General features: G+C 69.0%; 25 protein-coding genes. 12 read left to right on the top strand and 13 right to left on the bottom strand.

Annotation, left to right across the window (positions count from 1 at the left end; genetic code table 11):
- Positions 1–48: 48 nt before the first annotated feature.
- From NDI76_RS08575 to NDI76_RS08545, 7 genes are all read left to right on the top strand, one after another.
- Positions 49–519, top strand: a complete 471-nt coding sequence (locus tag NDI76_RS08575; RefSeq protein ID WP_310923587.1) for a DUF8215 family protein — start codon at positions 49–51, stop codon at positions 517–519.
- 226 nt (positions 520–745) lie between these two features.
- Positions 746–1,663: a 1,4-dihydroxy-2-naphthoyl-CoA synthase gene (locus NDI76_RS08570; protein ID WP_310923586.1), complete on the top strand. Its 918-nt coding sequence runs from the start codon at positions 746–748 to the stop codon at positions 1,661–1,663.
- A gap of 463 nt (positions 1,664–2,126) precedes the next feature.
- Positions 2,127–3,077: a 1,4-dihydroxy-2-naphthoate polyprenyltransferase gene (locus NDI76_RS08565; protein ID WP_310923585.1), complete on the top strand. Its 951-nt coding sequence runs from the start codon at positions 2,127–2,129 to the stop codon at positions 3,075–3,077.
- A complete protein-coding gene (locus tag NDI76_RS08560) occupies positions 3,077–4,144 on the top strand; it encodes a mandelate racemase/muconate lactonizing enzyme family protein (protein ID WP_310923584.1) in 1,068 nt (355 codons plus the stop codon). The genes NDI76_RS08565 and NDI76_RS08560 overlap by 1 nt, the downstream gene beginning before the upstream one ends.
- A 68-nt stretch (positions 4,145–4,212) precedes the next feature.
- The gene (locus tag NDI76_RS08555; protein ID WP_310923583.1) at positions 4,213–5,049 is read left to right on the top strand and encodes an enoyl-CoA hydratase/isomerase family protein; all 837 of its coding nucleotides are present in this window, start codon (positions 4,213–4,215) and stop codon (positions 5,047–5,049) included.
- A gap of 60 nt (positions 5,050–5,109) precedes the next feature.
- On the top strand, positions 5,110–5,280 hold the full coding sequence (locus tag NDI76_RS08550; RefSeq protein ID WP_310923582.1) for a hypothetical protein: 171 nt from the start codon (positions 5,110–5,112) through the stop codon (positions 5,278–5,280).
- 103 nt (positions 5,281–5,383) lie between these two features.
- Entirely contained in the window at positions 5,384–6,106 is a 723-nt protein-coding gene (locus NDI76_RS08545) for a ThuA domain-containing protein (protein WP_310923581.1), read from the top strand.
- 17 nt (positions 6,107–6,123) lie between these two features.
- Here the strand turns inward: NDI76_RS08545 and NDI76_RS08540 are convergent, their stop codons facing one another.
- Both NDI76_RS08540 and NDI76_RS08535 read right to left on the bottom strand, forming a co-directional pair.
- On the bottom strand, positions 6,124–6,606 hold the full coding sequence (locus NDI76_RS08540) for a nucleoside deaminase (RefSeq protein ID WP_310923580.1): 483 nt from the start codon (positions 6,604–6,606) through the stop codon (positions 6,124–6,126).
- A gap of 275 nt (positions 6,607–6,881) precedes the next feature.
- A complete protein-coding gene (locus NDI76_RS08535; protein ID WP_310923579.1) occupies positions 6,882–7,757 on the bottom strand; it encodes a hypothetical protein in 876 nt (291 codons plus the stop codon).
- A 421-nt stretch (positions 7,758–8,178) separates the two neighbouring features.
- Between NDI76_RS08535 and NDI76_RS08530 the strand changes: the two genes are divergently transcribed.
- Positions 8,179–9,774 carry a PAS domain-containing protein gene (locus NDI76_RS08530; RefSeq protein ID WP_310923578.1) on the top strand — a complete coding sequence of 532 codons (1,596 nt, stop codon included), beginning with the start codon at positions 8,179–8,181 and terminating at the stop codon, positions 9,772–9,774.
- Here the strand turns inward: NDI76_RS08530 and pyrI are convergent, their stop codons facing one another.
- From pyrI to NDI76_RS08495, 7 genes are all read right to left on the bottom strand, one after another.
- Entirely contained in the window at positions 9,775–10,245 is a 471-nt protein-coding gene (pyrI, locus tag NDI76_RS08525; RefSeq protein WP_310923577.1) for an aspartate carbamoyltransferase regulatory subunit, read from the bottom strand.
- Positions 10,242–11,156 carry an aspartate carbamoyltransferase gene (pyrB, locus tag NDI76_RS08520; RefSeq protein ID WP_310923576.1) on the bottom strand — a complete coding sequence of 305 codons (915 nt, stop codon included), beginning with the start codon at positions 11,154–11,156 and terminating at the stop codon, positions 10,242–10,244. The genes pyrI and pyrB overlap by 4 nt, the downstream gene beginning before the upstream one ends.
- Positions 11,157–11,310: 154 nt before the next feature.
- Positions 11,311–12,054: a DICT sensory domain-containing protein gene (locus NDI76_RS08515; RefSeq protein ID WP_310923575.1), complete on the bottom strand. Its 744-nt coding sequence runs from the start codon at positions 12,052–12,054 to the stop codon at positions 11,311–11,313.
- A gap of 115 nt (positions 12,055–12,169) precedes the next feature.
- Positions 12,170–13,426, bottom strand: a complete 1,257-nt coding sequence (locus NDI76_RS08510; RefSeq protein WP_310923574.1) for a Glu/Leu/Phe/Val family dehydrogenase — start codon at positions 13,424–13,426, stop codon at positions 12,170–12,172.
- Between the two features lie 210 nt (positions 13,427–13,636).
- On the bottom strand, positions 13,637–14,485 hold the full coding sequence (locus NDI76_RS08505) for an HpcH/HpaI aldolase/citrate lyase family protein (RefSeq protein ID WP_310923573.1): 849 nt from the start codon (positions 14,483–14,485) through the stop codon (positions 13,637–13,639).
- A 64-nt stretch (positions 14,486–14,549) separates the two neighbouring features.
- Positions 14,550–16,172 carry a hypothetical protein gene (locus NDI76_RS08500; protein ID WP_310923572.1) on the bottom strand — a complete coding sequence of 541 codons (1,623 nt, stop codon included), beginning with the start codon at positions 16,170–16,172 and terminating at the stop codon, positions 14,550–14,552.
- A gap of 55 nt (positions 16,173–16,227) precedes the next feature.
- Positions 16,228–16,911 (bottom strand): hypothetical protein, encoded by a 684-nt coding sequence (locus NDI76_RS08495; protein ID WP_310923571.1) that lies wholly within the window; start codon positions 16,909–16,911, stop codon positions 16,228–16,230.
- A gap of 63 nt (positions 16,912–16,974) precedes the next feature.
- Between NDI76_RS08495 and NDI76_RS08490 the strand changes: the two genes are divergently transcribed.
- The 4 genes from NDI76_RS08490 to NDI76_RS08475 are packed head-to-tail and all read left to right on the top strand — an operon-like array spanning position 16,975 to position 19,212.
- Entirely contained in the window at positions 16,975–17,478 is a 504-nt protein-coding gene (locus tag NDI76_RS08490) for a MaoC family dehydratase (RefSeq protein WP_343218177.1), read from the top strand.
- A 1-nt stretch (position 17,479) separates the two neighbouring features.
- Positions 17,480–17,923, top strand: a complete 444-nt coding sequence (locus tag NDI76_RS08485) for a DoxX family membrane protein (RefSeq protein ID WP_310923569.1) — start codon at positions 17,480–17,482, stop codon at positions 17,921–17,923.
- Positions 17,924–17,968: 45 nt separating this feature from the next.
- A complete protein-coding gene (locus tag NDI76_RS08480; protein WP_310923568.1) occupies positions 17,969–18,664 on the top strand; it encodes a PH domain-containing protein in 696 nt (231 codons plus the stop codon).
- Positions 18,661–19,212 carry a PH domain-containing protein gene (locus NDI76_RS08475; RefSeq protein ID WP_310923567.1) on the top strand — a complete coding sequence of 184 codons (552 nt, stop codon included), beginning with the start codon at positions 18,661–18,663 and terminating at the stop codon, positions 19,210–19,212. Before NDI76_RS08480 ends, NDI76_RS08475 begins: the two co-directional genes overlap by 4 nt.
- Before the next feature lie 34 nt (positions 19,213–19,246).
- On the opposite strand, the gene NDI76_RS08470 is transcribed toward NDI76_RS08475, so the two are convergent.
- From NDI76_RS08470 to NDI76_RS08455, 4 genes are all read right to left on the bottom strand, one after another.
- On the bottom strand, positions 19,247–19,600 hold the full coding sequence (locus NDI76_RS08470; RefSeq protein ID WP_310923566.1) for a DUF5658 family protein: 354 nt from the start codon (positions 19,598–19,600) through the stop codon (positions 19,247–19,249).
- Positions 19,601–19,730: 130 nt separating this feature from the next.
- Positions 19,731–21,479: an acyl-CoA carboxylase subunit beta gene (locus NDI76_RS08465; protein ID WP_310923565.1), complete on the bottom strand. Its 1,749-nt coding sequence runs from the start codon at positions 21,477–21,479 to the stop codon at positions 19,731–19,733.
- 99 nt (positions 21,480–21,578) lie between these two features.
- Positions 21,579–22,478, bottom strand: a complete 900-nt coding sequence (locus NDI76_RS08460; protein ID WP_310923564.1) for a class 1 fructose-bisphosphatase — start codon at positions 22,476–22,478, stop codon at positions 21,579–21,581.
- 278 nt (positions 22,479–22,756) lie between these two features.
- A complete protein-coding gene (locus NDI76_RS08455; RefSeq protein ID WP_310923563.1) occupies positions 22,757–23,938 on the bottom strand; it encodes a DUF7409 domain-containing protein in 1,182 nt (393 codons plus the stop codon).
- Between the last annotated feature and the right edge of the window lie 24 nt (positions 23,939–23,962).

Here is a 23,962-nt window from a genome sequence, read left to right as displayed (position 1 = left end):
ACTGACCGCGACGGTGCGTTTTTCATCCCTCGCATCGACCTACGTGATATGTCACGAGGTGCCACCGACCCCGAGACGGAGGCGAGGCAGGTCCGCGCGCGCGAGGAGAACGACGAACTCGGCCGGTGGCTGGAGAACCTGTTCGACGGCACCGCCGAGGCGACGGTGCTCGGACTGCCGGTCCTCGTCGGCGCCGCCTTCTCCGGGGGACTCCTCACGTCCTCGGCGGCGCTGGGCGCGGCCGTCGCCCTGTCGTTCGGCGTCGCCGCCTACCGAAACGGGAGTCTCACGTTCGGACCCGGGTGGCCGCCGTTCTCGCTGTTCTACGTCGGCGTCCGGACGGTCTGGTACAACCTCGCCTACGTCGCCGCCGTCTACGCCGTCGTCGGGACGGACCTGTTCGCGTCGACGCCGTCCAGTCTCGCCCTCGCCATCGTCGCCGGCGCCGCCGTCGCCACCGTCGCCGTCCTGACGTTCCCGTTCGTCGCGAACGGCGTCGAATCGGCGCGTCGGCTCTGAGTCTCACGACACCGCGAGCGAACGCAGTGAGCGAGCGGGCCGAGAAGCGACCGACGGGAGCGACGAGGCTTTTGGTCAAGATTTTGTCGAGGGTTGCCCAAGGCAGCCCGTGGTTCGAGACGCGCTTCGCGCGTCTCGTCATCACGGAAGGCGCTTCGCGCCTTTCGGACGACAGCGCAAAAGCTGGTACGCGAATCTTTTTGCGCGCACCGGCCGCCTCGTCGGTATGGTCTCTGAGATTTTCGACGCCGACCGCTGGGAACCGGTCGACGGTTCCGCGGAGTTCGAGGACATCACCTACCACGAGGCGGCGGACGTCCCCGCCGTCCGCATCGCCTTCGACCGGCCGGAGAAGCGCAACGCGTTCCGCCCGGGTACGGTCGACGAACTGTACGCGGCCCTCGACCACGCCCGCAAGCGCGCTGACGTCGGGTGCGTCCTCCTCACCGGCAACGGTCCCTCCAAGAAGGACGGCGGGTGGGCGTTCTGCGCCGGCGGCGACCAGTCCGTTCGGGGCGGGTCGGGCTACGAGTACCGCGACGACGACGAGGCCGACGAGAGCGAGGACGAACTCGTCCGCGAGGCGAAGGCCGGCCGCCTGCACGTCCTCGAAGTCCAGCGGCTCATCCGCTTTATGCCGAAACCCGTTGTCGCCGTCGTGCCGGGGTGGGCCGTCGGCGGCGGCCACTCACTGCACGTCGTCTGCGACCTGACGCTGGCCTCCGAGGAGCACGCGAAGTTCCTCCAGACGGACCCCGACGTGGCCTCCTTCGACGCCGGATTCGGCTCCGCGTATCTCGCCAAGCAGGTCGGACAGAAGAAGGCCAGAGAGGTGTTCTTCCGCGGCAAGACCTACTCCGCCGAGGAAGCGGTCGACATGGGCATGGCGAACGAGGCCATCCCGCACGAGGAACTGGAGGACGTCGCTCTGGAGTGGGCCGACGAGATGACGAACAAGTCGCCGATGGCGATGCGGATGCTGAAGTACGCGTTCAACATGACCGACGACGGTCTCGTGGGCCAGCAGGTGTTCGCCGGCGAGGCCACCCGACTGGGCTACATGACCGAGGAGGCCCAGGAGGGACGGGACGCCTTCTTGGAGAAGCGCGACCCGGACTTCTCGGAGTATCCCTGGTTCTACTAACCCACCTTTTTACTTCGTCGGGTGCGCCTGCGGCGCACCGCTCCTCGCAAAAATCTGGACCAAAAAGACGCCGCGACTCGCTCCGCTCGTCGCGGTACGACTGCTCGCCTCACCGCACCGCTGTCGTGACTCACTAAGCAGTCGTTGACCGTAACCCGTTATCAACGCCGCGCCGTCGCTCAACGGTCAAATTTCGAGGCTCGACGCCGCAGAACCCGTCGCTCTCGGTCGTTACGTGGTAGAAGGGTGTGCCGTCGCGGAGAGTGAAGCCGCGAGACTCACCTGGCGAACCACGTCTGAGCTCACGAACCCCACCGATAAGTAGTTTTTGGAGAATATCATCTCCCGCAGTAACCCTATTTAATAAAGAACGTTGTTCGACTTGACAGGGAGCGTTCGCGCAGACCACCCGCATCCGCGGGAAACCGAACTTTGACGCCCGCGCCGTCCTCAGTTCCACCAAATGAGTACGCAGGACATCTCGCGGACGAAGGCGTGGGTGATGGCCGCGCGCCCGCAGACGCTCCCCGCCGCCGCGGCACCCATCCTCGTCGGCGTCGGCTTGGCGCTCCACGACGGCGTGTTCGCCGCGCTTCCGGCGCTCGCCGCCTTCCTCGGGTCGGCGCTTATCCAGGTCGGGACGAACTTCGCCAACGACTACTACGACGCCGCACAGGGCGCCGACACCGAGAACCGGGAGGGGTTCACCCGCGTCACCGCGGGCGGCCTCATCGAACCCGCGGAGGTCAAGCGCGCGATGTACCTCACCTTCGCCGCCGCCGTCGCCCTCGGAACCTACCTCGTCTACGTCGGCGGCGTCCCCATCCTCGTCGTCGGCCTCGTCTCCGTCGCCTCCGGCATCGCCTACACCGGCGGGCCGTACCCCCTCGGCTACCACGGTCTCGGCGACGTGTTCGTCTTCGTCTTCTTCGGCGTCGTCGCCGTCACGGGAAGCTACTACGTGCAGGCCGCGGCCGTCCTCGCCGACCCGCTCACGCTCTCCATCCCGCCGAACACCGTCACTGCCGAGGCGTTCGTCGCCTCCCTCGCCGTCGCTGCCGTCTGCACGAACATCCTCGTCGTGAACAACGTCCGCGACAAGGAGGAGGACGCCACGACCGGAAAGCGGACGCTCGCCGTCCGCTTCGGCTACGGCTTCTCCCGCGCGGAGTACGCCGCCATGCTCGTCCTCGCGTACGCCGTCCCCCTCTGGTTCCTCGCCCGCGAGGGATTCGGCGTCGCCGTCCTCCTCCCCCTGCTCACGCTCCCGTACGCCATCTCCGTCGCGCGGACGGTGTTCACCGAGACGTCGGGCGCGGCGCTGAATCCGGCGCTCGAACGGACGGGAAAGCTGCTGTTCGTGCACTCGCTGCTGTTCGGAATCGGCCTCTCGGTCGCGGAGTTTCCGCTCTGATGCGCCTCGAACGGTTTTCGCTACGGCTGACCGACCCACTCGAAACCGCCAACGGCCCCATCGAGGCGCGCGAGGGGTTCCTCGTCCGCCTCGGCCGCGGCCGGGGAGACAGTGGCGACGACAACAGTGACGACAGCGACGACGACGGCGCTGACGGACCCGCGAGCGGTCTGGGCGAGGCGACGCCGCTCCCAGGGTGGACCGAGTCGCTCGACGACTGTCGGGCGGCGCTCGACGACGGGACCCCCGACGCGACGACGCCCGCCGCGAGGCACGGCGTCTCGCTCGCCCGCGCGGACGCCGACGCCCGCGCGGCGGACGAGCGACTCTGCGACCGTCTCGCGGCCGAAGGGCCGTTCGACTCTGCGGAGGCGGCCGACGCCGTCCCGGTGAACGCCACCGTCGGCGACGGAACGCCTCGAGAGACGGCCGACGCGACGCACGACGCCGTCGAAAAGGGGTTCGACGCGGTGAAAATCAAAGTCGGCGCGCGGGAGGCGGCCGAGGACGAGCAACGACTGCGTGCGGCCCGCGACGCCGCGCCGGACGCCGAACTCCGTGCGGACGCCAACGGCGCGTGGGACCGCGAGACGGCCCGCGAGATGCTCGATTCGGTCGCCGACCTTGGGTTCGCCTACGTCGAGCAACCGCTCCCCGCCGAGGACCTGTCGGGCCTCGCGTCCCTCCGCGGGCGCGGCGTCGGCGTCGGCGTCGACGAATCCTTAGCGTCGCACTCGGCGCGCGAGGTGCTCGCGGCCGACGCCGCCGACGTCCTCGTCCTCAAACCGATGGCGTTGGGCGGGCCCGACCGGGCGCTCGACGCTGCGCGCGCGGCCCGCGACGCCGGCGCCGACGCGGTGGTCACGACGACCATCGACGCCGTCGTCGCCCGCCTCGGCGCCCTCCACGTCGCCGCCGCCGTCCCCGACGTCCGGGCGTGCGGCCTCGCCACGGGGTCGCTCTTGGCCGACGACCTCGCCCCCGACCCGGCGCCCGTCCGCGACGGCGCGATGGCGGTTCCCGAAGGAACGGGACTGGCGGGCGACGCACTGAACTCGCTGTACTGATCCCGGCACGTCCTCCGAACCCGAGGGTCGACCGTGAGCTTTTGTGCGCCGCGCGCGTCGACCGTCGCATGACGGAAGAAACTGACAACTCGGTGTCCGTGGCTCGGGACGCGGGCGTGGTGACGGTGACGCTCGACCGACCGGACGTGCGGAACGCACTGACCGAGGACGTGACCGCCGGCCTCCGGGATGCGCTCGATTCGCTTGACGACGACACGCGCTGTGTCGTCCTCGAAGGCTCGGGCGGGGCGTTCTGCGCCGGCGGCGACGTCAACGCGATGTTGGAACTCCGCGGGGGCGAGAAGTCGATGGAGGAGGCCGTCCGGCACGTCATCGACGACACGGCCGGCGCGGTGAAACGCGTTCACGACTGCCAGTTTCCGACCGTCGCGAAGATAGACGGACCGGCCATCGGCGCGGGCGGCGCCCTCGCTCTCGCCTGCGACCTGCGGGTGTTCTCACCCGAAGGGAAGATCGGTTTCAACTTCGAGCAACTCGGCCTCGCCGTCGACTCCGGCGTCTCCTACCTCCTCCCCCGGGAAGTCGGCGCTGGCCTCGCGAAGGAACTCGTCTACACCGGCGAGGTGCTCGACGCCGAACGCGCCGCGGACCTCGGGTTGGCGAACCGCGTGTTCGGCGCGGCGGCCGGGGAGGAGAGCGAAAGCGGAAGCGAAGACGAGTCGTTCGAGGGCGCCTTCGACTCGTTCGTCGCCGATATCGCCGCCGGACCGACGGCGGCCCTGCGAACTTCCAAGCGCCTCCTCCGACGCGGCTTCGAGGTGTCGCTCGACACCGCCATCGAACACGAAGCGGCGGCGCAGGCGTCGCTGTTCGGTACCGCCGACCACGCCGAGGGCGTCGATGCCTTCCTCGAACGCCGCGACCCCGACTTCGAAGGAACGTAGCAGAATCAATTCTGATATTTGGGGGCGAACGTTCTTATTCCCGCTCGGGATGTATCCGGTATGGGAATCAGAGAGCGGGCCGCGTTCGCTATCGACCTCGTGCACATACTCCTCCTCGGAGCCGTCTACGTCGCCGCACTGATGGTTATGACCACGAACGCGTACGCCCGGAGGACCTTCTTGCGGGTTCGTTCGCCTCGGAGTATACGGACGAACGGACGGCCGAACTGAAGCGAGTTCGAAGAACCAAAATCGATACTGATATTCTAAGACATCCACGGCCGAGTCAGCGTGGAGCGGTGGCTACTTGGTCGACCCGCGTGTCGAAGGCGCCGTGAGCGAGAACCTCTCCGTCACGGTCTGGAACGAGTACCGGCACGAACGCGACAGCGACGAGGTGGCCGAGGTGTATCCCGACGGCATCCACGCGGCCATCGCCGAGGGCTTCGACGAGCGCGGGTTCGAGACGCGGACGGCGACGCTCGACGACCCCGAACACGGCCTCTCTGAGGGCGTTCTCGCGGACACGGACGTGCTGACGTGGTGGGGACACCGCGCCCACGACGAGGTGTCCGACCACGTCGTCGACCGGGTGGTCGAACGCGTCCGCGAGGGGATGGGCCTCTTGGTGCTCCACTCGGGGCACTACTCCAAGCCGTTCAAGCGCCTGATGGGAACCTCCTGCGCGCTGAAGTGGCGCGAGGCCGACGAGAGAGAGCGCATCTGGGTCGTCGAACCCAGCCACCCCATCGCCTCCGGAATGTCCGAGTACCTCGAAGTGCCCGAGGCCGAGATGTACGGGGAGCGCTTCGACGTGCCCGCGCCGGACGACCTCGTCTTCACGAGTTGGTTCGAGGGCGGCGAGGTGTTCCGGTCGGGGTGCTGTTATAACCGCGGGTCCGGCAAGGTGTTCTACTTCCGCCCGGGTCACGAGACCTACCCCATCTACTACCGCGACGACATCCGCGACGTCCTCGCCAACGCCGCCGAGTGGGCCGCCCCCTCGGACGGTCCGGAGCCGTTCTTCGGCAACGCGGACCCCCTCGAAGACGTCTGAACGGACGTAGACGCACCTCAGTCCGCGTCCGCTCCGTCTCGAAACTCCCGGTGGACGGCGAGCGCCTCCGCCTCGAGAACCGGGCCGACCACGTCGACGTCGCGGCCGCGTCGCTCGAACACCTCGCCGCACGGGACGCCTTCGCTCCCGCCGAACTCCGCGGCGGCGCGGGCCCCCGAGACGCCGTAGACGACGGCGCCGACGTTCGATATCGACAGCCCTCCCGAACACATCGGACAGGGTTCGGTACTCGTGTACAGCACCGCGCGTTCGCGTTCGTCGGGGGCGAGTTCGCGCGCCATCCGCCGCGCGACGGTGAGTTCCGGGTGGAGCGCCACGTCGTCTTCCGTTCGCTCGCGGTTCGTCTCCTCCATCGCGACGGCGTCGTCGACGACGAGCAGCGACCCGTACGGGCCGTCGCCGCGTTCGCCGGCCTCGCGCGCGAGGGCGATGGCCTTCTCGACGTAGCGTTCGTGGTCGAGCGAATCTAACTCGGGCATCGTCGGGCGGTTCGGCCCGGCGGGACAAAAGCCTCCACGTCGCCGCCGCGGGTGGGGGCCGCGCTCGTGGCCCATCCCACCGGCGCCGGGCAGTATAAACCGCCCCCGCCCTACCGGACGACTATGGCAGACCCGACATCGGGCCAGCGGCGGCTCATCCTCGGTCTCTTCGTCGTCGCCTTCCTCGTGTTCGTCACCGGCTTCGTCGTCATCGCGTTCCTCTCGGGAGCGGTCTGACCGCGCCGACCGCTCGGGGCGACCCCGCCGCCCGCCGTTCAGTTCTCGTCTCCCGGCCGGTGGGTGACGCCCTCCTGCTGGTCGGCGCGTTTGCGTCGGAGGGCGGCGGCGGCGTTCGAGGCGTCGTAGCCGAAGTAGACTTCGTCGGCGTAGGCCTCCGCCACCTCCGTGGCGTGGATGAGGTCGTCCATCTCCATCTCGGCGTCGACGGCGTACAACTCGATCGCGAACGGGACGTCGAGCGGGTCCAGAAGCGACCGGAAGCCCTTCGCGATGGTCTCCAGCCAGTAGGTCGTCCCGTAGTGGACGTCGTACAGGGGGACGACGAACTCGTCGACGTATTCGGCGAGCGCCTCGATATCGAGGCCGGCCCGCTCGTAGAGGTGGCCGGGGTACGGGTCGGGGTACAGCGTAAGGTAGGTCCGGCCGGGGATTCGCTCGGCCGCCTCGGCGACGAACTCGGTGATGACCTCCGCGCGCCACGCGTACCAGTCGGCCTCGTCGCCGTCGGCGTCGTGCTCCGCGACCCACTCGTCGAACAGTCGCTCGCAGCGCTCGCAGTGACAGTAGCCGTCGCGGGGGAAGCCGACGTCATCTAGACGGACGTCCGCGTTCTCGGCGGCGCAGTCGGAGACGATTTCGAGTAAGCCCGCGCGGTAGTCCTCGTTCGTCGGGCAGATGTACGCCCAATCGAAGAACCGCTGGTCGCGGGTGGCGAGGTTCCCCTCGTCGTCGACCGGGACGAGTTCGGGATTGTCCTCCGCGGCGGCCGTGTCGCCGAAGCACGACACCATGTTCACCGCCTCGGGGAGGGGTTCGGCCGCCCGACCGGTGACGTCTTTGACCTCGTAGAACGCCCGGTCGAAGTCGGGCCACTCCACCTCGTCCGGGTTTCGCGTGACGACGCCGTACATGGCCGGACGTTACCGAGCGAGCGCCATGAGTCGTTCGCTCTCGGCGTCCGCCGACCCGTCGCCGTCGCTGGTCGAACGGCGACGCGAAGAACTCGGGGCGGGAGCGGTCGCGCGATGCGATACGGTGCGATGCGATGCGGTGCGGTGCGAGACGGGGAACTACTCCTCGACTTCGACTTCGATGGGTTCGCTCCCACCGGAGACGAGAACGTAGACGACGGCGACCAGTGCGAGCACCACGAGCAGTTTTGCTTTTCCGGACATGTTCGACGGTACGACGGTTCGGTACAAATGCGTTCCCCTCGCCGTCGCGCGGTTCCGCGCCGGGACTGCTCCCGGCGTCGTCCGCTCTTTCGCTCGCTCCCGTGACGATACTGTCGTCTCGACAGAACGTTTTTATCCTCTCACGTCGCCCTGTCTGTTGGATACGACCGAAATGAGTGCTGAGAGCGAGTGTGTTCGCGTGCTCTACGTCGACGGCGACGCCGGCCGCCGCGACCGCTTCCGGACGCGGTTCGAGGCCGACGCCGCCGAGCACACGCTCCGGACGGCCGACACCGCCGAGGCGGCCCTCTCCGCGCTGGCGTCGACCGGGCCGCCGTCCTGTCTCGTCGCGGCTCCCTCCCTGCCCGACGGCGACGGACTCGACCTCCTCCTCGACGCCCGCCGCCGGTGGGAGGAGCTTCCGGTCGTCCTCACCGTCGTCGAGGGCTCGGACGAACTCGCGCGCGACGCCGTCGACGCCGGCGTCTCCGCCTATCTCCCCGTCCGCTCGGAGGAGGAGGTCGGAGCGCTGGTCTCCCGGACGGTCGCGCTCGGCGGCGCCACCCGCCTCCCGTCGGCGTACGTCACCCCCGGAGCGTTCCTGCAGGACGCCGTCGACGCGCTCGACGACGTGTTCTACGTCTTCGACGCGGAGTTCCGCCTCGCCCGCTGGAACCGCCGGCTGAGCGAGCTGTTCGACCTGACGGACGAGGAGCTTCGCGGGATGCGCCCGACGGAGTTCTTCCTCGAAGCCGACCGCCCGGCGGTCGAGCGCGCCGCCGCGGCGGCCGTCCGCGAGGGGGAGACGACGGTGGAGGCGCGCGGGGAGACGACGGAAGGGCTGGTACTGTTCGAACTCACCGGACGTCGGCTCACCGCGCCGGACGGCAGCCTCGTCGGCCTCTGCGGCGTCGGCCGCGACGTGACCGACCAGCGACGACGGGAGCGACAGCTTCGCCAGCAGAACGAGCGCTTGGAGGAGTTCGCCAACGTCGTCACCCACGACCTGCGGAACCCACTCGCCGTCTCGACGGGCTTTCTCGACCTCGAACGCGCGGGGAACGACTCGTCGAACCTCGGCCGGGTCGCCGAAGCCCTCGACCGGATGAACGCCATCGTCGACGACGTGCTGCGGACGGCCCGCGACGGACTCGTCGTCGAGGACCCAGAGCCCGTCTCTCTCGCCGCCGTCGCCAGGGCGGCGTGGGCGACGGTCGAGACGGACGCGGCGACGCTGCGAGTGGAGACGGACCGGACGGTGCTCGCGGACGAGGAGTACCTGCGGCGCCTCTTCGAGAACCTGTTTCGGAACTCCGTGGAGCACGGCTCCACGAGCAGTCGGGCGACGCCCGACGACAGTGTGGAGCATAGCTCCACAAGCAGCCGGACGCAGTCCGGCGACACCGTCGAGCACGGCTCCGCAGACGGCCCGCGGTCGGGCGACGTCGGCGCGGTCACCGTTACCGTCGGTGCCCTCCCGGGCGGCTTCTTCGTCGCCGACGACGGTCCCGGCGTGGCCGAGGCGGTCCGCGGGACGCTGTTCGACTCGGGCGTCTCCACCGCCGCCGGGGGGACGGGGTTCGGTCTCCACATCGTCCGGTCGCTGGCTGGGGCGCACGGCTGGGAGGTGGCGTTAGCGGACGTCGGCGCCGGCGCTCGGTTCGAGTTCCGGAACGTATCCGTCTGCCACGACGACGCAGGCGAGGAGAGCGAACGTGAGCGTGAGCGACGGGCCGACGGCGTCGGGCGGTAACTAGGAGACGTCGAGGTTCTCGGCGACCTCGCCCTCGCGGACGATGTCGCCGCAGTAGCCGCAGCGAAGGCCGTCGGAGAGCACCTCGAACCGCGAGACGACCGGTTCGTCGGCGTTCGTGATGCAGTTTCGGTTCGGACAGGAGACGACGCCGGTCACCTCCTCGGGACGCTCGACCCGTTTCTTCTCGACCACCTCGTAGTCGCGGACGATGTTGATGGTCGCCTCCGGGGAGATGACCGAGAGCACGTCCACCTCCGACTGGCTCAGTTCCCGGCCCTCGACCTTCACGATGTCCTTGCGGGCGAGTCGGTCCGAGGGGACGTTCATCCCGATGGAGACGCCCTCGCCGCCGGAGCCGTCGATGCCGAGGATGGCGAGGACGTTCAACGCCTGCCCGGCGGCGAGGTGGTCGATGACGGTACCGTCGCGGATTTTCGAGACGCGGAGCTGTTTGTTCGTGTCGCTCATTCGTCTCCCTCCAGGAGCATGTCGAGCAGCGCCATCCTGACGGGGACGGCGTTGTGCGCCTGCTCGAAGTACTTCGCGTGCGGCGTCTCGTCCACCTCGGGGGCGATTTCGTCGACGCGGGGTAGCGGATGCATCACGGTCAGCGAGTCCTTGGCGCCGTCGAGGTCGTCGGGTCCGATCTGGTACTGGCCGGCGACCTTCCGGTACTCGTTCTCGTCGGGGAAGCGCTCGCGCTGGATGCGCGTCACGTACAGCACGTCGAGTTCGGGGAGAACCTCCGCCAAGTCGGTGTGTTCGCGGACCTGCGCGCCCGAGGCGTGCAGGTCATAGCGGACGCTGCGGGGCAGACGCAGGCTCTCGGGGCTGATGAAGTGCTGACGGCTCTCGAAGTTGGTCAGCATCTCGGCCAGCGAGTGGACCGTCCGCCCGTACTTCAGGTCGCCCATGACGCCGACGGTGAGGTCGTCGAGGCCGGCGTTCTCGCGGATGGTGTAGAGGTCCAAGAGGGTCTGCGAGGGGTGCTGACCGGCCCCGTCGCCCGCGTTGATGACGGGGACGTCGACGAACTCCGCGGCCATCTTCGCCGCGCCTTCCAGCGGGTGTCTGAGGACGATGGCGTCCGCGTACCCCTCGACGACGCGGACGGTGTCGGCCAGGCTCTCGCCCTTCTTGACCGACGTGGAGTCGACGGGCCCCATGTCGACGGTCCGTCCCCCGAGTCGCTTCATCGCGGTGTCGAAACTCATCCGCGTGCGGGTGCTGGGTTCGAAGAAACACAGGCCGAGCACCGACCCGGCGCGCCGTTGGCGCCACGCCTCCAGGTCGGCGTCGATGTCCGCCGCGCGGTCGAGCACCGCCTCGACGTCGTCCCGCGACAGTTGCGCCGCGGAGATGAGGTGGTCCTGACGCATCGTCGGATAGCGCGTGTGGGACCAACTTGAATCACTCGCTTCGGATAGTGGAGAGAAAAGCGCACGTTCGTGTATATGTCGTCGCGCAGTGCGACGAAGACCGGCGTCGGTCGAGACGTTGAGAACTACCCACGCGCGCCGTCCACCTCCGAACTCAGCACCCGGCGGCGGGACGCTTGTCGGAGCGTCCGTCGAGGTACGTCTCCCCGAGGTGGTCGAAGATGTAGTCGACCGTCCCCGGGTCGTACGTCCAGAAGCCGTAGAACTGGCGCGGTTCGCGTTCCTCGGCGAGGAGCGCGCACTTGGACTCCTCGTCGCCGCCGCCGTCGAAGGCGACGAACCAGGTGTCGCGAATCTCGGCGGCGCGTTCGGGGAAGACGTCGAACGTTCGTTCGTGCTCCGGGAGGTCGACGTCCGGGAAGGCGAAGGCGGTCACGTCGAGGTCCGCCTTCGTCCCCAACTGTTCGTAGACGGCGAGTTGCTTCTCCAAGGTCGAGTAGTTCTGAAACCCGGCGTACAGGGTTCCCTCCCCGGCGCGCCACGCGCGGTCCTCTATCTCCCGCGAGGCGGCCAGCATCCGCCGCCAGTCGTAGGAGGTGAACATCGTCTCGTCGAGTTCGTCCAGAATCGGTTTGTACGGCTCCGAGTCGAACCCCGGCGTCCGCGGCCGGCCGCCGTCGGGGACGATTTCGGCGAGCGAGGTGGCCGAGAGCACCCGGTTGCCCTCCGAGAGCACGACGTACTCCGGAGGCCCGGACTCCGTGGAGGCCGTCGCCACGGTCACGTTGCGGTCGGCGAACCGCTCGACGACCGAGTCGACCGTCGAGTCGTCGGCGTTGTGGACCACGAGCGTCTTTTCGCTGTCTTCGACGCCGGCGATGAGTTCCGTAAGAGACATGCTCGCAATTTAGAGTGATTGCATATAATTCTTACTTAGAGGGTGCGTAAATAAGGAAGATTTCCGGGAGCTGTATCCGGTACTAATTGTCGGGCTCGGGGCGTCTGCTGTCGGTTCAGGGCCAGTTACCGTTGTCAGTGTAGGCGTCGACGACGCGGCGGATGGCGACGACGTAGGCGGCGGTGCGGAAGTTCGGGAGGTCGTGCGCCTCGTAGGCGTCGACGAGGGTGTCGAACGCCTCGGTGATGACGCGTTCGAGTTCGTCGTTGACGCGCTCTTCGGTCCAGGCGAACCGCTGGCGGTTCTGTACCCACTCGAAGTAGGAGACGGTGACGCCGCCGGCGTTCGCGAGGATGTCGGGGAAGACGGAGACGTCGCGTTCGGTGAGGACGTCGTCGGCGTCGGGCGTGAGCGGTCCGTTCGCCGCCTCGACCACCACGTCCGCTCGCACCTCCTCGGCGAGTTCGCCGTCGATGGCGTTCTCCAACGCCGCGGGGACCAGCAGGTCCACGTCGAGGGTGAGCAGGTCCTCGTTCGAGAACTCCTCGTCAGCGCCGTCGTAGTCCGAGACGCTTCCCGTCTCGCGCTTGAACTCCTTGACCGCCCGCGTGTCGAGACCGTCCTCGCTGTACACCGCACCGCTGGAGTCGGAGACGGCGACGACGTCGGCGCCGATGTCTTCGAGAAGCGTCGCCGCGACGGACCCCGCGTTACCGTACCCCTGCACGGCGACGGTGGCGCCCTCCATCTCCGTGTCGAGGTAGTCGAACGCCTCGCGGGCGGTGAGCATCGTCGACCGGCCGGTGGCCTCGACGCGCCCCTCGCTCCCGCCCGAGGAGATGGCCTTCCCGGTGACGACGCCGGGCGCCGTCGTGTGTTCGAGTTTCTCGTAGGTGTCCTTTATCCAGTTCATCTCCCGCTGACCGGTGTTCACGTCGGGCGCGGGGATGTCCTCGTCCGGGCCGATGACGGGGCGGAGTTCCTTGGCGAACGACCGCGTGACGCGTTCGAGTTCGGCCGCGGAGTACTCCTTCGGGTCGATGACGACGCCGCCCTTCCCGCCGCCGTAGGGGATGTCGACGACGGCGCACTTGTACACCATCCACCCGGAGAGCGCCTTCACCTCGTCGCGGGAGACGTTCGGGTGGTACCGGATACCCCCCTTGTACGGCCCTCGGTCGCCGTTGAACTGCGAGCGGAACGCCCGGAACCGCTTTCGGGAGCCGTCGTCCATGTCCACCGACAGATTCAGTTCGAGCACCCGTTCGGGGTGTTTCAACCGCTCGATGACGTCCTCGTCGATGTCGAGGTGCGCCGCGGCGTCGTCTATCTGCTCCTGCAGACTCTCGAAGGGGTTCGCCTCCTCGTTCATACGTACCGCACTCACCGAGACGCTGTTAACTCTGGCGAAGCAAATGTCAACAGAACGCGAAACTGTCGTTTCGGGGCAGTTTCGGCCGACCGGGAACGCCGCGCGGGCGGACGAGTCAGGGCCAGACGCCCCGGCGTTCGTGCGTCGCCGCCTCGCGAGTGACGTGGCGACGGGTCGCCAGGGTACTCCTCGGGGGTGTCGCCGGTGGCCTCAGCGTTCGCCGGCGCGTTCGAGGATTCGCTCCGCCTGGGCGACGAGGGGGGCGTCTATCATCTCGCCGTCGACGCGGAACACGCCCGCCTCCGACGCGTCGGCCTCCTCGCGTGCGCGGAGCACCTTCCGCGCCCACTCGACCCGTTCGGGCGACGGCGCGAACGACTCGTTGATGACGGACACCTGCGCGGGGTGGATGGCCATCTTGCCGTCGTAGCCGAGGGTCCCCGCGAACGCCGTCTCCGCCCGCAGGCCCTCCTCGTCCTCGAAGTCAGTGTAGACGGTGTCGATGGCGTCGACCCCCTCCGCGGCGGCGGCGAGGACGACGCGTTCGCGGGCGTACAGCACCTCGGTTCCCTCCTCGGTCCGCGTCGCTCCCACGTCGGCGGCCAGGTCCTCGGCCCCGAAGACGAGCGCCGTCGTCGGTCCCGCGGCGGCGACGTCGGGTGCGTTCAGCACGCCGCGCGCCGTCTCCACGAGGGCGAACACGGGCAGCGTCCACCCGCGGGCCGCGAGTTCGTCGTCGAGGTCCCGGACGTCCTCCGGGAACCCGGTTTTGGAGAGCATAACCGCGTCGAGTCGGACGTCCGCGTCGCCGTTCGGACCGAGAACCCCGTCGAGGTCGTCAGCCGCCGTCTCGGCGGCGACGCGGACGAGGACTTCGGCGTCGGGGTCGAACGACGGGTCCGACAGCACCTCGCGGACGGCGGCGCGCGCGTCGCTCTTCTTCGCCGCCGCGACGGCGTCTTCGAGGTCGAAGCAGATCACGTCCGCGCTCGCGGTCGGCGCTTTGCGCATCAGTTCCGGGCGGTCGCCGGGTGAGAAGAGGAGGCTTCGTCGTGCCATACCGACACACGCGCGCCGACGGCTTGAAACTGTACCGCCGGCCTCGGCCGGTCCCTCGTCGGGCCTACTCGGCTTCGGCGTCGCCGCCGTCCGAGTCGTCCCCGCGGTCCGCGCCGGTTTCCTCGTCGGCCTCTTCGACCGCCGGTTCGGATTCGGACTCGACGAACGCCTCGTCGTCGGTACTCGCCTCTACCTCGTCGAGGGCGTCTCCGCCCCCCGACGGCAGCACGCGCCGCAGGTCGTCGTCGAGCAACTCGTCGAGTTCGCCGTCGTCGGCGTCCAGTCCGCTGTAGCCGTAGGCGAGGCCGAACCCGCCGCCCAAGAGCGCCCCGGTGGTCCGGTTTCCGACCTCCGAGGAGGCGTCGGCGGCGCGCGCCCCCATCTCGGCCCCGCGGAGCACCGCCTCGGGGTCGACGTTGGCGTACCAGTGGGCGTACTCGGCGGGAGGATTGGTCCGGTCGAAGACGTGTTCGGCCGCGCCGAGGAGGTTGCCGCCGGCGGTCCCGCCGGGTCCGCCCTCGCGGTCCCACCGTCGGCCTCGCGTCCGCGCGCCGACGGCCATCTCCAACGGGTCGATGCGCGCGGCGGCCGAGTCGGGGTTGGCGCTGGCGTACGCGCCCGTGGCGGCGCCGCCGAGGGCGATGGCGCCGAGACCGGCCGCCGTCGAGAACGGGAGCGACACCGCGACGCTGAACCCCGCGATGCCCGCGCCGATGGCCCATTTACCGGCCTCCTTCGGGTCGCCCTCGCGGAACGCGCGCTTGAGATTCCGTCCGAACGGTCGGGCGTCGAGTCGAACCCGCCGAGCCGTCGGCAACTGGTCCGCCAACTCGACGGCGGCCGTCCCGTCACTGTCGCGCCCGGACGTTCCGTCTTCCGTCGTCTCGTCCTCGGCGGGACGCGGCGGCGACGGCCCGACGAGCGTCGACTCCGAGAGCAGCGCGAACAGTTCCTCGGCGGAGTCGGCCTCCGCGGCGAAGCGGTCGAACGCCGACCCCGACTCGGACTCCCCGTCCCGGTCGGCGAACAGGTCGGCCGCCGCTCGGAGCGCCGTCTCGGCGTCCGACGCGTCCGCGACGGCGGCGTCCAAGTCGTGTCGGAACCCGGCGGCGCGCGAGGCAGAGGAGTGGACGCTGTGCGCCAGTTCGCGCATCCGCTCTGCGACCGAGTCGAGATCGTCCGGGTCGGCGACCGAGAGCGTCGCCGTCGACCCGTCGGCCTCTTCGAGGGCGAGCGTGTCCGTCAGCCACGACGACCCCGTCTTGACGCCGACCACGTCAGCGAAGTCGAGCGCCGCGACCTGGTCGCCGCGGTCCGACGGCGAGACGACGACGACCCGTCGGTCGCTCACGAGGGCGTGTCCCCGCGTTCTGAAGCCGGGGTCGACCGACCACGACTCGCCGTCGGGACCCTCGATGGTCAGGTCGTTCACGACGAGGACGAACCGCGGCCGTTCGTCCTCGAACAGGTACGCGCCCAGCGGCCGGTCGTAGCGGTCGTGCTTCGACCTGAGCGCCTCGAACGTGACGCTCTCGTGGTCCGCCTCGGCGGCGACTTCGCTCAGGTGACTCGTGAGGGACGGATGGCGGTCCGGAATCCCCACCGCGTCGAGCGTCGCGCGGCAGTGCAGGCAGAATCGCGTCTCCGGGACGACCGTCGAACAGCGCGAACAGCGGGTCGTGCTCATGGGCGTACGAAGGGGCCGACCGAGGTAGTGTCTTGTCCCTATTTCTCTTCCACGCTCACCGCCGCGCGGCGCGGGCCGCGAACGCCGCCGCGGCGAGCACCGCGACGGCCGCGGCGACCGGACCGAACCCAGGCACCGGCGAGTCGGTCAGCGCCACAACGTCTGCGCCGTCGGCCTCGGCCGTCGTCCCCGAATCGTCAGTCGGCGCGGACGTCGCGCCGGCGCTCTCCGGGACGGTGACGGTGGCGTTCACCGTCGCGCGCTCGCCGGGTGCGTTGAGACTCAGCGGGACGGCGTACTCGCCCGCCGCGGGCGTCGGGAGTTCCTCCACGACGACGACGAGTTCGTCGCCCGCGCGGAGGTCGTTCGTGCCGTCGAACACCACCTCGACGGTGCCGTCGTTGCTGACGCTCACGCCCGCGATGTCCTCGCGGACCGAGACGTCGATTTCTGTCCCCGGTCGGTCGCCGCCCCGGTCGATGCCGGCGACGGCGACGGCGTTGGGCGGGACCGACGAGGGAGTCACGCCCGCCTCACCGAGGTGCATCTCGAAGGCGTCCAGCGGACCCACGTCGCTCTCCTCGACGGTCATCGTCGCCGCGTACGTCGCCGACCCGTCGTCCGACGCCGAGGGTCGGATTTCGAGCGTCGCGTTCGACGCGCCGGCGACCCCGCCGGCGAATGCGCTCGAACTCAGCAGTGCGACGACCAGCAGGACGAAGGCGGATTTCGCGTTCATCTGTATTTGGGGCGGACGCCGACCGTCCGTTCGTCGGTTGTTAGGCGGACGGCGAGAAGGGGTTTGCGGCTCGCGGACCGTCACGGTTTTTCGACCGAACGGAGAGGAGGACGTATGACCGGACGCTACTACGAGGAGTTCGAGGTGGGCGAGACCATCGACCACGAGAAGCGCCGGACGGTCTCGGAGTCCGACAACCAGCGCTTCTGCGACATGACGATGAACCAGCAGCCGTTGCACTTGGACGAGGAGTTCGCGGGCGAGACGCGGTTCGGCGAGCGACTCGTGAACGGACTGTACACGCTGTCGCTGGCCGTCGGACTTTCCATCCCCGACACGACGGACGGCACCATCGTGGCGAACCTCTCGTACGATGAGGTGGAGCATCCGAACCCCGTCTTCCACGGCGACACCATCCGCGCGCGTAGCACCGTCACGGACAAGCGAGAGACGTCGGATGGAGAACGCGGTATCGTCACGATGCACGTCGAGGCGTTCAACCAGGACGACGAGTTGGTCTGCGAGTTCGACCGGACGGCGCTCTCGTTGAAACGTCCGGAGGAGTAGCGTGGACCGAGACGTCTCGACTCGACTTCGACTCCGACTCCGGACGCTCGCCGCCCGCGCTCCGGACCCCGCGACGCTGGCGCGTCTGAGCCTCGGCGCGATGGTCTTGCTCGCGGGCGTCCACAAACTGTTCGACCCGGCCGCGTGGGCCGCGTACGTTACCGACTGGCTGGCGCCGTGGCTCGTCGTCTCGCCCGTCACGTTCATGCTCCTCAACGGGGTGTTGGAGGTCGGGTTCGGTGCCGCCATCCTCGTGGACCGCTACACGGCGTTCGCCGCCGCCGTCGCGGCCGTCTCGCTGACGGCCACCTGCGCGTACCTCGCCGTCGCCCTCGCTCTCGACGGCGTCTTCGGTGACGTGCTCGTCCGGGACGTCGGACTCGCCGGGTTGGCGTGGGCCGTGCTAGTCGACGCGCTTCGGGCGGACTCGACGCGAGCGTCGTGACCCTGCGGGCCAACGGTTATCCGCCCAACTCTCGTCTCGCCGTCCATGGAACCCGAACTCGACTGGCTGACGCTGGATGACGACGAGGAGGTCGTCTGGTCGGACACGCCGCACCCCGCGAGTATCGTCCCCGCGTTGGTCGTCGGCCTCCCACTCTCACTCGTCCTCGTCGGCATCCCCATCGTCGCCTCGGCGTACCTCTCGCTGCGGAACACGCACTACGTGGTCACAACGAGCGGTCTCTACCGCAAGTCCGGCATCCTCTCGCGCGACGTGCAGAAGGTGGGGTTCGACAAGGTGCAGAACACCTCCTACAGTCAGGGCATCCTCGGCTCCTACGTCGGGTTCGGGAACGTCGATATCAGCACCGCCGGAGGGTCGGGAATCGAGATGCGGTTCGGCTCCGTCGAGAACCCCCGCGAAGTGGCCGAACTCGTCAACCGACGCGTGAAGCGGTCGACCGGGACCGGCGAGGAGGACACCGACAAGGCGGCCGTTCTCGACGAGGTGGTGACCGAACTCCGCGCGATTCGGTCCCTCTTGGAAGCCGACGGACCGGCGCGTGGGGAGACGCCGATGGGCGGCGACTCCGAGGGCGATGACCGCGTCGAGACGACGCCGATAGACGAACTCGTCACGGAGTCGCCCGACGAAGGCAAGGAGAACCCGTCCGCCGGAGGCGAGGAGTTCGACCTGACCGGCGGAGGGGACGACGACCCGTCCCCCGATTCGGAGCGATGACCGGTCCGGACTGGGTGACGCTGGACGACGGCGAGACGGTCGAGTGGACCGGCCGTCCGCGACTCGTCAGCGCCGTCTCCCCGTTAGTCGTCGCTCTCTTCCTCGCCGTCGGGGCCGTCGCCCTCGTCGCCTTCACCCGCCTCCCGTGGGTCGTCGCCGCCGGCAGTCTCCTCCTCGTCCTCCTCGTCGCCGTCGCGGGGGTGTACCCCGTCTACACGACGGCGTACCTCGTCACCGACCGCGCGGTGTACGCCAAGCGGGGGCGACGGGCGCGGCAGGTGACGACGCTCGAACTCGACAAGGTGCAGGACGTGTCGTACCGCCGGTCCGCGGTCGGCGGCGCGCTCGGATACGGGACCGTCACCGTCGAGATAGCCGGGGGCGGCGACCTGTCGCTGTCGGCCGTCGCCGACGCGCGCCGGGCCGCGGACCTCGTGGGCCGCCTCGCCCGCCGCGCCGACGACCCGATTCCGGGCACCGTCGAGCAGTGGCGCGCCGTCCGCGACGAACTGCGCGGAATTCGCGCGGTGCTGGAGACGCAGCGCTGAGCGTCCGTCGCTCGAACCGCAGGGAGCGGGCGACTCAACCGAAGATGAGAACGTAGTTGGACACGGATGCCACCGCCCACGGCGTCGCCACGGCCAACGGGATGAGCGGTCGGCCGCCGGGCGGGGCGTACCGCGTGAAGACGACGGCGATACCGACGACGAGGGTTTTGAGACCGACCATCGCGGTCAGGGGACCGACGGCGAGCATCGTCGCGCGGGCGACGGGGTTGGCCTCCTCGAATCCGAGGCTGAGACCGTAGGCGGTGAGGACGACGTCGAGGACGTACGTGACGGCGACGGCGACCCAGAGGGTCCGTTCCCGGCGGGCGAGTGCGTCGACGGCGTCGGCGAGGAGCGTCGCCGGCCCCGTCGCGTTGGGTGCTGCCATGACACGGTTCACACGGGCAACACTTCTCAGTAGTCGTCACATACTCGCGGAGAGTCAGGATAAGCTGCACGTTACCGTTCGATAAACGCTCGCCTACGGTCCTCGAACGGGGTCGAAACGGTCCGAGGCCTCAGAGCACGGTGCCGTGTTTCTTCTCGGGGAGGGATTTCTCGACGTCCTCGTAGAACGCGAACCGGCCGGCGAGTTCGGCGCGGAGGTCCGAGGGCGGCACGATTTCGTCGATGACGACTTCGCTGGCCATCCGGTGGGCGTCGATGTCGCGGCGGTACTCCTCGCGGAGTTCGTCCTCGCGCCGCTGCCGCTCTTCAGGGTCGTCGATGTCGTTCAGTTTGTTCGCGTAGACGGCGTTGATGGCCGCCTCGGGACCCATGATTCCTATTTCGCCCGAGGGAAGCGCGAGGACGCTCTCGGGGTCGTAGGCGGGTCCGCCCATGGCGTAGATACCCGCGCCGTACGCCTTGCGGACGACGACGGTCTGTTTGGGCACCGTCGCCGACGAGGTGGCGTAGATGAACTTCTTACCCTTCTCCAGGATGGCGTCTTCCTCCACCTGCGACCCGGCCATGAACCCCGGCGTGTCGCAGAGGTAGAGGAGCGGAATCTCGTAGGCGTCGCAGGTCCAGATGAACTCCGCGGCCTTCTCGGCGGCGTCGGGGAAGATGGCGCCCGACCGCTGGGCGGGTTGGTTGGCGACGACGCCGACGGGCCGGCCGTCGATGCGCGCGAACGCCGTGACTATCTCCGTCCCGTAGTCGGGTTTGAGTTCGAAGACGGACTCGGCGTCGACGACCCTGTCCAAGAGGTCGTGGACGTCGTACGGGCGGTTCGGCGCCTCCGGGATGAGTTCGTCGATGCCGTCGGGGGAGTACTTCGGGGGGAGCGTCTCCGATTTCGGGGGCTTCTCGCCCGCCTTGTCCGGGAGGTACGTCACCAACTCCGCGACGAGTTCGCGGGCGTGGGCCTCGTCGCGGGCGACCAAGTCTGCGCTGCCGGACTTCTCGGCGTGCATCCGCGCGCCGCCGAGGTCCTGCATATCTATCTTCTCTCCCGTCACCATCTCGACCATGCGCGGGGAGGCGATGGCCATCGCGGACATCCCCTCGACCATGACGGTGAAGTCCGCGAACACAGGGGTGTACGCCGCGCCCGCGATACACGGCCCGTAGAGGACGCATATCTGCGGGACTCGCCCCGAGAGCATCGAGTGGTTGTAGTAGTACTTCCCGATTCCCTCCCTGTTCGCGAAGAAGCCGGTCTGCTGGTCGATGCGGCCGCCCGAGGAGTCCATCAGGTACAGCACCGGCTTGCCGCTCTTGATGGCTCGCTGCTGCATCCGGAGGAACTTCTCGACGCCGTGACGGGCCATCGACCCGGCCTTCACGGTGAAGTCGTTCGCCATGAAGTGCAGGTCCCGGTCTTCGAACGTCGCCGCGCCCGTGATGAGACCGTCCGCCGGGAGGCGATTCCCGTCGTCAGAGTCCTCCACTTCGGGGCTGTCGGGATGCCAGCCGTCGAAGTTGGCGAACTTGCCGTCCTCGAAGGTGACGCCGTCCTCCCCGAACCAGAGGTCGAGTCGGTCCCGGACGAACAGTTTCCCCTGGTCGCCGAGGCGGGCGCGGTACTTCTCGGGGCCGCCTTCGAGGATGTCGCGAATCTCCGCGCGCAGTCGCTCCTCGCGTTCGGTCGGCCCCAACTCGTCGTCCAGAGGGTACTCCGCGGTCGGTGCGTCGGCCGTCGCCGCGGGGGCGTCCGCCCCACCGGCGTACACCTCGACGGCCGATTCGAGGTGTTGGGCGAGGGCGCTCGCGATGGCGGACGCCTCATCCTCGGAGGCGTCGGCGCCGATTCGGACCTTCATACCCCGGACTGCGCGGGGGAGTTCAAAATTGTTTTCTATGTAAGATATGCCGGACGGGGGGCGACCCACCGGAACGCCGTCCGCCGCTCCGTCGACCGGTCAGTTCTCGAACGCCGCTTCCAGGTCGTCGACGAACGACTCGTTGCCGACGTACACCGGCGTCCGGGCGTGCAGTCCGTCCTTCTCGACGTCCAGGAGCGACTTCTCGCCGTCCGAGGACCGCCCGCCGGCCGTCTCGACGATGTAGCCCACCGGGTAGCCCTCGAACTGGACGCGGAGTTTCCCCTCGGGGGCGTCTTCGAGCGTCGGGTAGGCGAAGATGCCGCCGTACGTCAGCACCTGGTTGACGTCGCCGATCATCGACCCGCCGTAGCGGAGTTTCATGCTCGGGTCGGACTCCACCTCCTCGGCGTAGGCGGCGAAGTCGTCGACCCAGTCCGGTACTCGGCCGCCGAAGCCGTACACCGTCGGGTCGTCCGGCAGCGATACGTCCTCGCGTATCGCCTCGTAGTCGCCGTCCTCGTCGATGACGTACTCGGTGACGGCGTCGTCGCGCGCGACGACCATCGTCGTCGTCGCGCCGTACAGGACGTAGGCCGCCGCGACCATATCCGTCCCCGCCGCCGGGAGCGGAGCGTCGTAGACGGCGACGATGGTACCCATCGTGTTGTTCGGCTTCAGGTTCGAGGAGCCGTCGAGGGGGTCGATACAGACCGAGAGGCCGCCCGCGCCGGTGTCGATGACGTCCTCCTGTTCCTCGCTCGCGTACTCGCCGACGCCCGGCAGGTCGCCGAGGCGTTCGCAGAGCATGTCGTCGGCGAAGATGTCCGCCTCCAACGGCGTCTCGCCGGAGGGGTTGTCCGTCTCCGCGTACACCCGCCGGCCGGGCAGACCGGCGCGAATCTCCGGGGCCGCGGCGGCGACGACGTCGATAATCCGCGTGATAGTGGTCGCGTTCGATACCGCTTCCGCCGGGGGGGTGTCTTCCTGCGTGGCCATCGGTTAGAGCGCACCTCCGCGAACCGGTGCGAAGCGTGCAGTGAGGGGGTCGCGGTGCGGACCGGTCGCCGAGGAGGTCGAACGGGAACACGCGAGGCGTCCGGACGCGGCACCGACGTTCATCAGTTCTGTTTCCGGTCACCGAATATATAAAACCAGCGCCGTTCGGAATCGCTATACGAATCCTAACTGAGGAACCGAGTACGGTTTAGGCCGGCTATACTGAAATTTACGGCGGCCGAGTCAAATTAACTCGATGAGTAAATACTTCTTCGAGTTCACTCGACGCGGGCGCGGGCCGCCTCGCACCACTCGCGGACCCGTCGCTCGTCGAGTTCGAGAGCGTCCGCGACGCTCGCGGGGTCCGCGGTGGCGAGTCGACGGACCGAGCGGATGCCAGCGTCCGCGAGTCGCCCGGCCTGGTCGTCGTCGACGCCGTCGAGAACGGTCACGGGCGTCGGTGCGCTCCGCTCGCGCCACGCCGCCTCGGCGTCGTCGGAGGACGAGTCGTTCGCGTCGCTCCGGGTCGCCGCCTCGGATTCGGTCGCCCGTTCGCGCCACGCGGTCTCCTCGTCGGCTTCGTCCGTCCCCGCCCCGGCGGGCGTCGACTTCGCCCGCCACTCCGCTTCCTCGTCGCGCGTCGGGCCTTCCGACGCCGTCCCCTCGGCGGCCGCGCGCCACTCGGCCTCCGCGTCGGGCGTCGATTCGGCCTCGTGTTCTACCGACTCCGCCGTCCCGTCGGCCTCGTCGGCCCTATCGGCCCTATCGGCCCCGTCGGACCCGCTCCGCGTCTGCCACGCCGATTCGGCGCTCGTCGCGTCGCCGGACCCGTCCGTCTCGGCGGCCGACGGCTCGTCACCCGCCCACCCCGAAGAAGCGGCGACCCAGGCGCGTTCGTCGTCGTCGAGTCCGCGGACCTGCGAGGACCGCCGCGACAGGTCGCCGTCCTCGGCGTCGAACGACCACGACAGCGAGTGCTCGCGCCGTATCTTCGCCGCCACGCCCGGGTTGACGCCGTGCGCGGTCAGGTCGCGGTAGGAGACGCGCTTGCGGGCCACGTCCTCGACGTCGATGGGCGAGTCACGGAGGGCCGCGCCGGTCTTGGGGCCGACGAAGCGCAGGTCCTCGAACGCCTCGGGGAACGTCTCCTCGGATTCCTCGCGGAGCGACTCCTCGGACTCCCCGGACTCCTCCTCCTCCTCCTCCTCCTCGTCGGCGACGGTCCACGGGAGAGGGACCGCCCCGTCGCCGTCGGTCGGCGCCGCCGCACTCCACGATTCGGGGTCACCCTCCGCGACCGTTCCTTCGAGGTCCTCTCCGCCGCCGTCGTCGGAATCCCCTCGTTCGCCGGCGCCCGCGTCCCCGTCGGCGGCGTCTCCTTCCCCCGGCCGGTCCTCGACGCCGTCGCTCCCACCGGCGGCGTCGTCGCCCTCACGTCCGTTGTCGGCACCTTGGTTCACGCGTTCACCCGTTGACCCCTACCT

The organism is Halogeometricum sp. S1BR25-6 (assembly GCF_031624495.1).
Lineage (GTDB): Archaea > Halobacteriota > Halobacteria > Halobacteriales > Haloferacaceae > Halogeometricum > Halogeometricum salsisoli.
Note: the sequence above shows the minus strand (reverse complement) of the source record. Positions and strands in the feature narration are given on the sequence as shown.

Coding starts and splice junctions, on each gene's coding strand:
- NDI76_RS08480 (WP_310923568.1), top strand. CDS start 17,969: ATGGAACCCGAACTCGACTGGCTGACGCTGGATGACGACGAGGAGGTC.
- NDI76_RS08540 (WP_310923580.1), bottom strand. CDS start 6,606: ATGCCCGAGTTAGATTCGCTCGACCACGAACGCTACGTCGAGAAGGCC.
- NDI76_RS08565 (WP_310923585.1), top strand. CDS start 2,127: ATGAGTACGCAGGACATCTCGCGGACGAAGGCGTGGGTGATGGCCGCG.
- NDI76_RS08550 (WP_310923582.1), top strand. CDS start 5,110: ATGGGAATCAGAGAGCGGGCCGCGTTCGCTATCGACCTCGTGCACATA.
- NDI76_RS08495 (WP_310923571.1), bottom strand. CDS start 16,911: ATGAACGCGAAATCCGCCTTCGTCCTGCTGGTCGTCGCACTGCTGAGT.
- NDI76_RS08560 (WP_310923584.1), top strand. CDS start 3,077: ATGCGCCTCGAACGGTTTTCGCTACGGCTGACCGACCCACTCGAAACC.
- NDI76_RS08515 (WP_310923575.1), bottom strand. CDS start 12,054: ATGTCTCTTACGGAACTCATCGCCGGCGTCGAAGACAGCGAAAAGACG.
- NDI76_RS08570 (WP_310923586.1), top strand. CDS start 746: ATGGTCTCTGAGATTTTCGACGCCGACCGCTGGGAACCGGTCGACGGT.
- NDI76_RS08460 (WP_310923564.1), bottom strand. CDS start 22,478: ATGGCCACGCAGGAAGACACCCCCCCGGCGGAAGCGGTATCGAACGCG.
- NDI76_RS08535 (WP_310923579.1), bottom strand. CDS start 7,757: ATGTACGGCGTCGTCACGCGAAACCCGGACGAGGTGGAGTGGCCCGAC.
- NDI76_RS08500 (WP_310923572.1), bottom strand. CDS start 16,172: ATGAGCACGACCCGCTGTTCGCGCTGTTCGACGGTCGTCCCGGAGACG.
- NDI76_RS08470 (WP_310923566.1), bottom strand. CDS start 19,600: ATGGCAGCACCCAACGCGACGGGGCCGGCGACGCTCCTCGCCGACGCC.
- NDI76_RS08465 (WP_310923565.1), bottom strand. CDS start 21,479: ATGAAGGTCCGAATCGGCGCCGACGCCTCCGAGGATGAGGCGTCCGCC.
- NDI76_RS08575 (WP_310923587.1), top strand. CDS start 49: ATGTCACGAGGTGCCACCGACCCCGAGACGGAGGCGAGGCAGGTCCGC.
- NDI76_RS08475 (WP_310923567.1), top strand. CDS start 18,661: ATGACCGGTCCGGACTGGGTGACGCTGGACGACGGCGAGACGGTCGAG.
- pyrI (WP_310923577.1), bottom strand. CDS start 10,245: ATGAGCGACACGAACAAACAGCTCCGCGTCTCGAAAATCCGCGACGGT.
- NDI76_RS08555 (WP_310923583.1), top strand. CDS start 4,213: ATGACGGAAGAAACTGACAACTCGGTGTCCGTGGCTCGGGACGCGGGC.
- NDI76_RS08510 (WP_310923574.1), bottom strand. CDS start 13,426: ATGAACGAGGAGGCGAACCCCTTCGAGAGTCTGCAGGAGCAGATAGAC.
- NDI76_RS08505 (WP_310923573.1), bottom strand. CDS start 14,485: ATGGCACGACGAAGCCTCCTCTTCTCACCCGGCGACCGCCCGGAACTG.
- pyrB (WP_310923576.1), bottom strand. CDS start 11,156: ATGCGTCAGGACCACCTCATCTCCGCGGCGCAACTGTCGCGGGACGAC.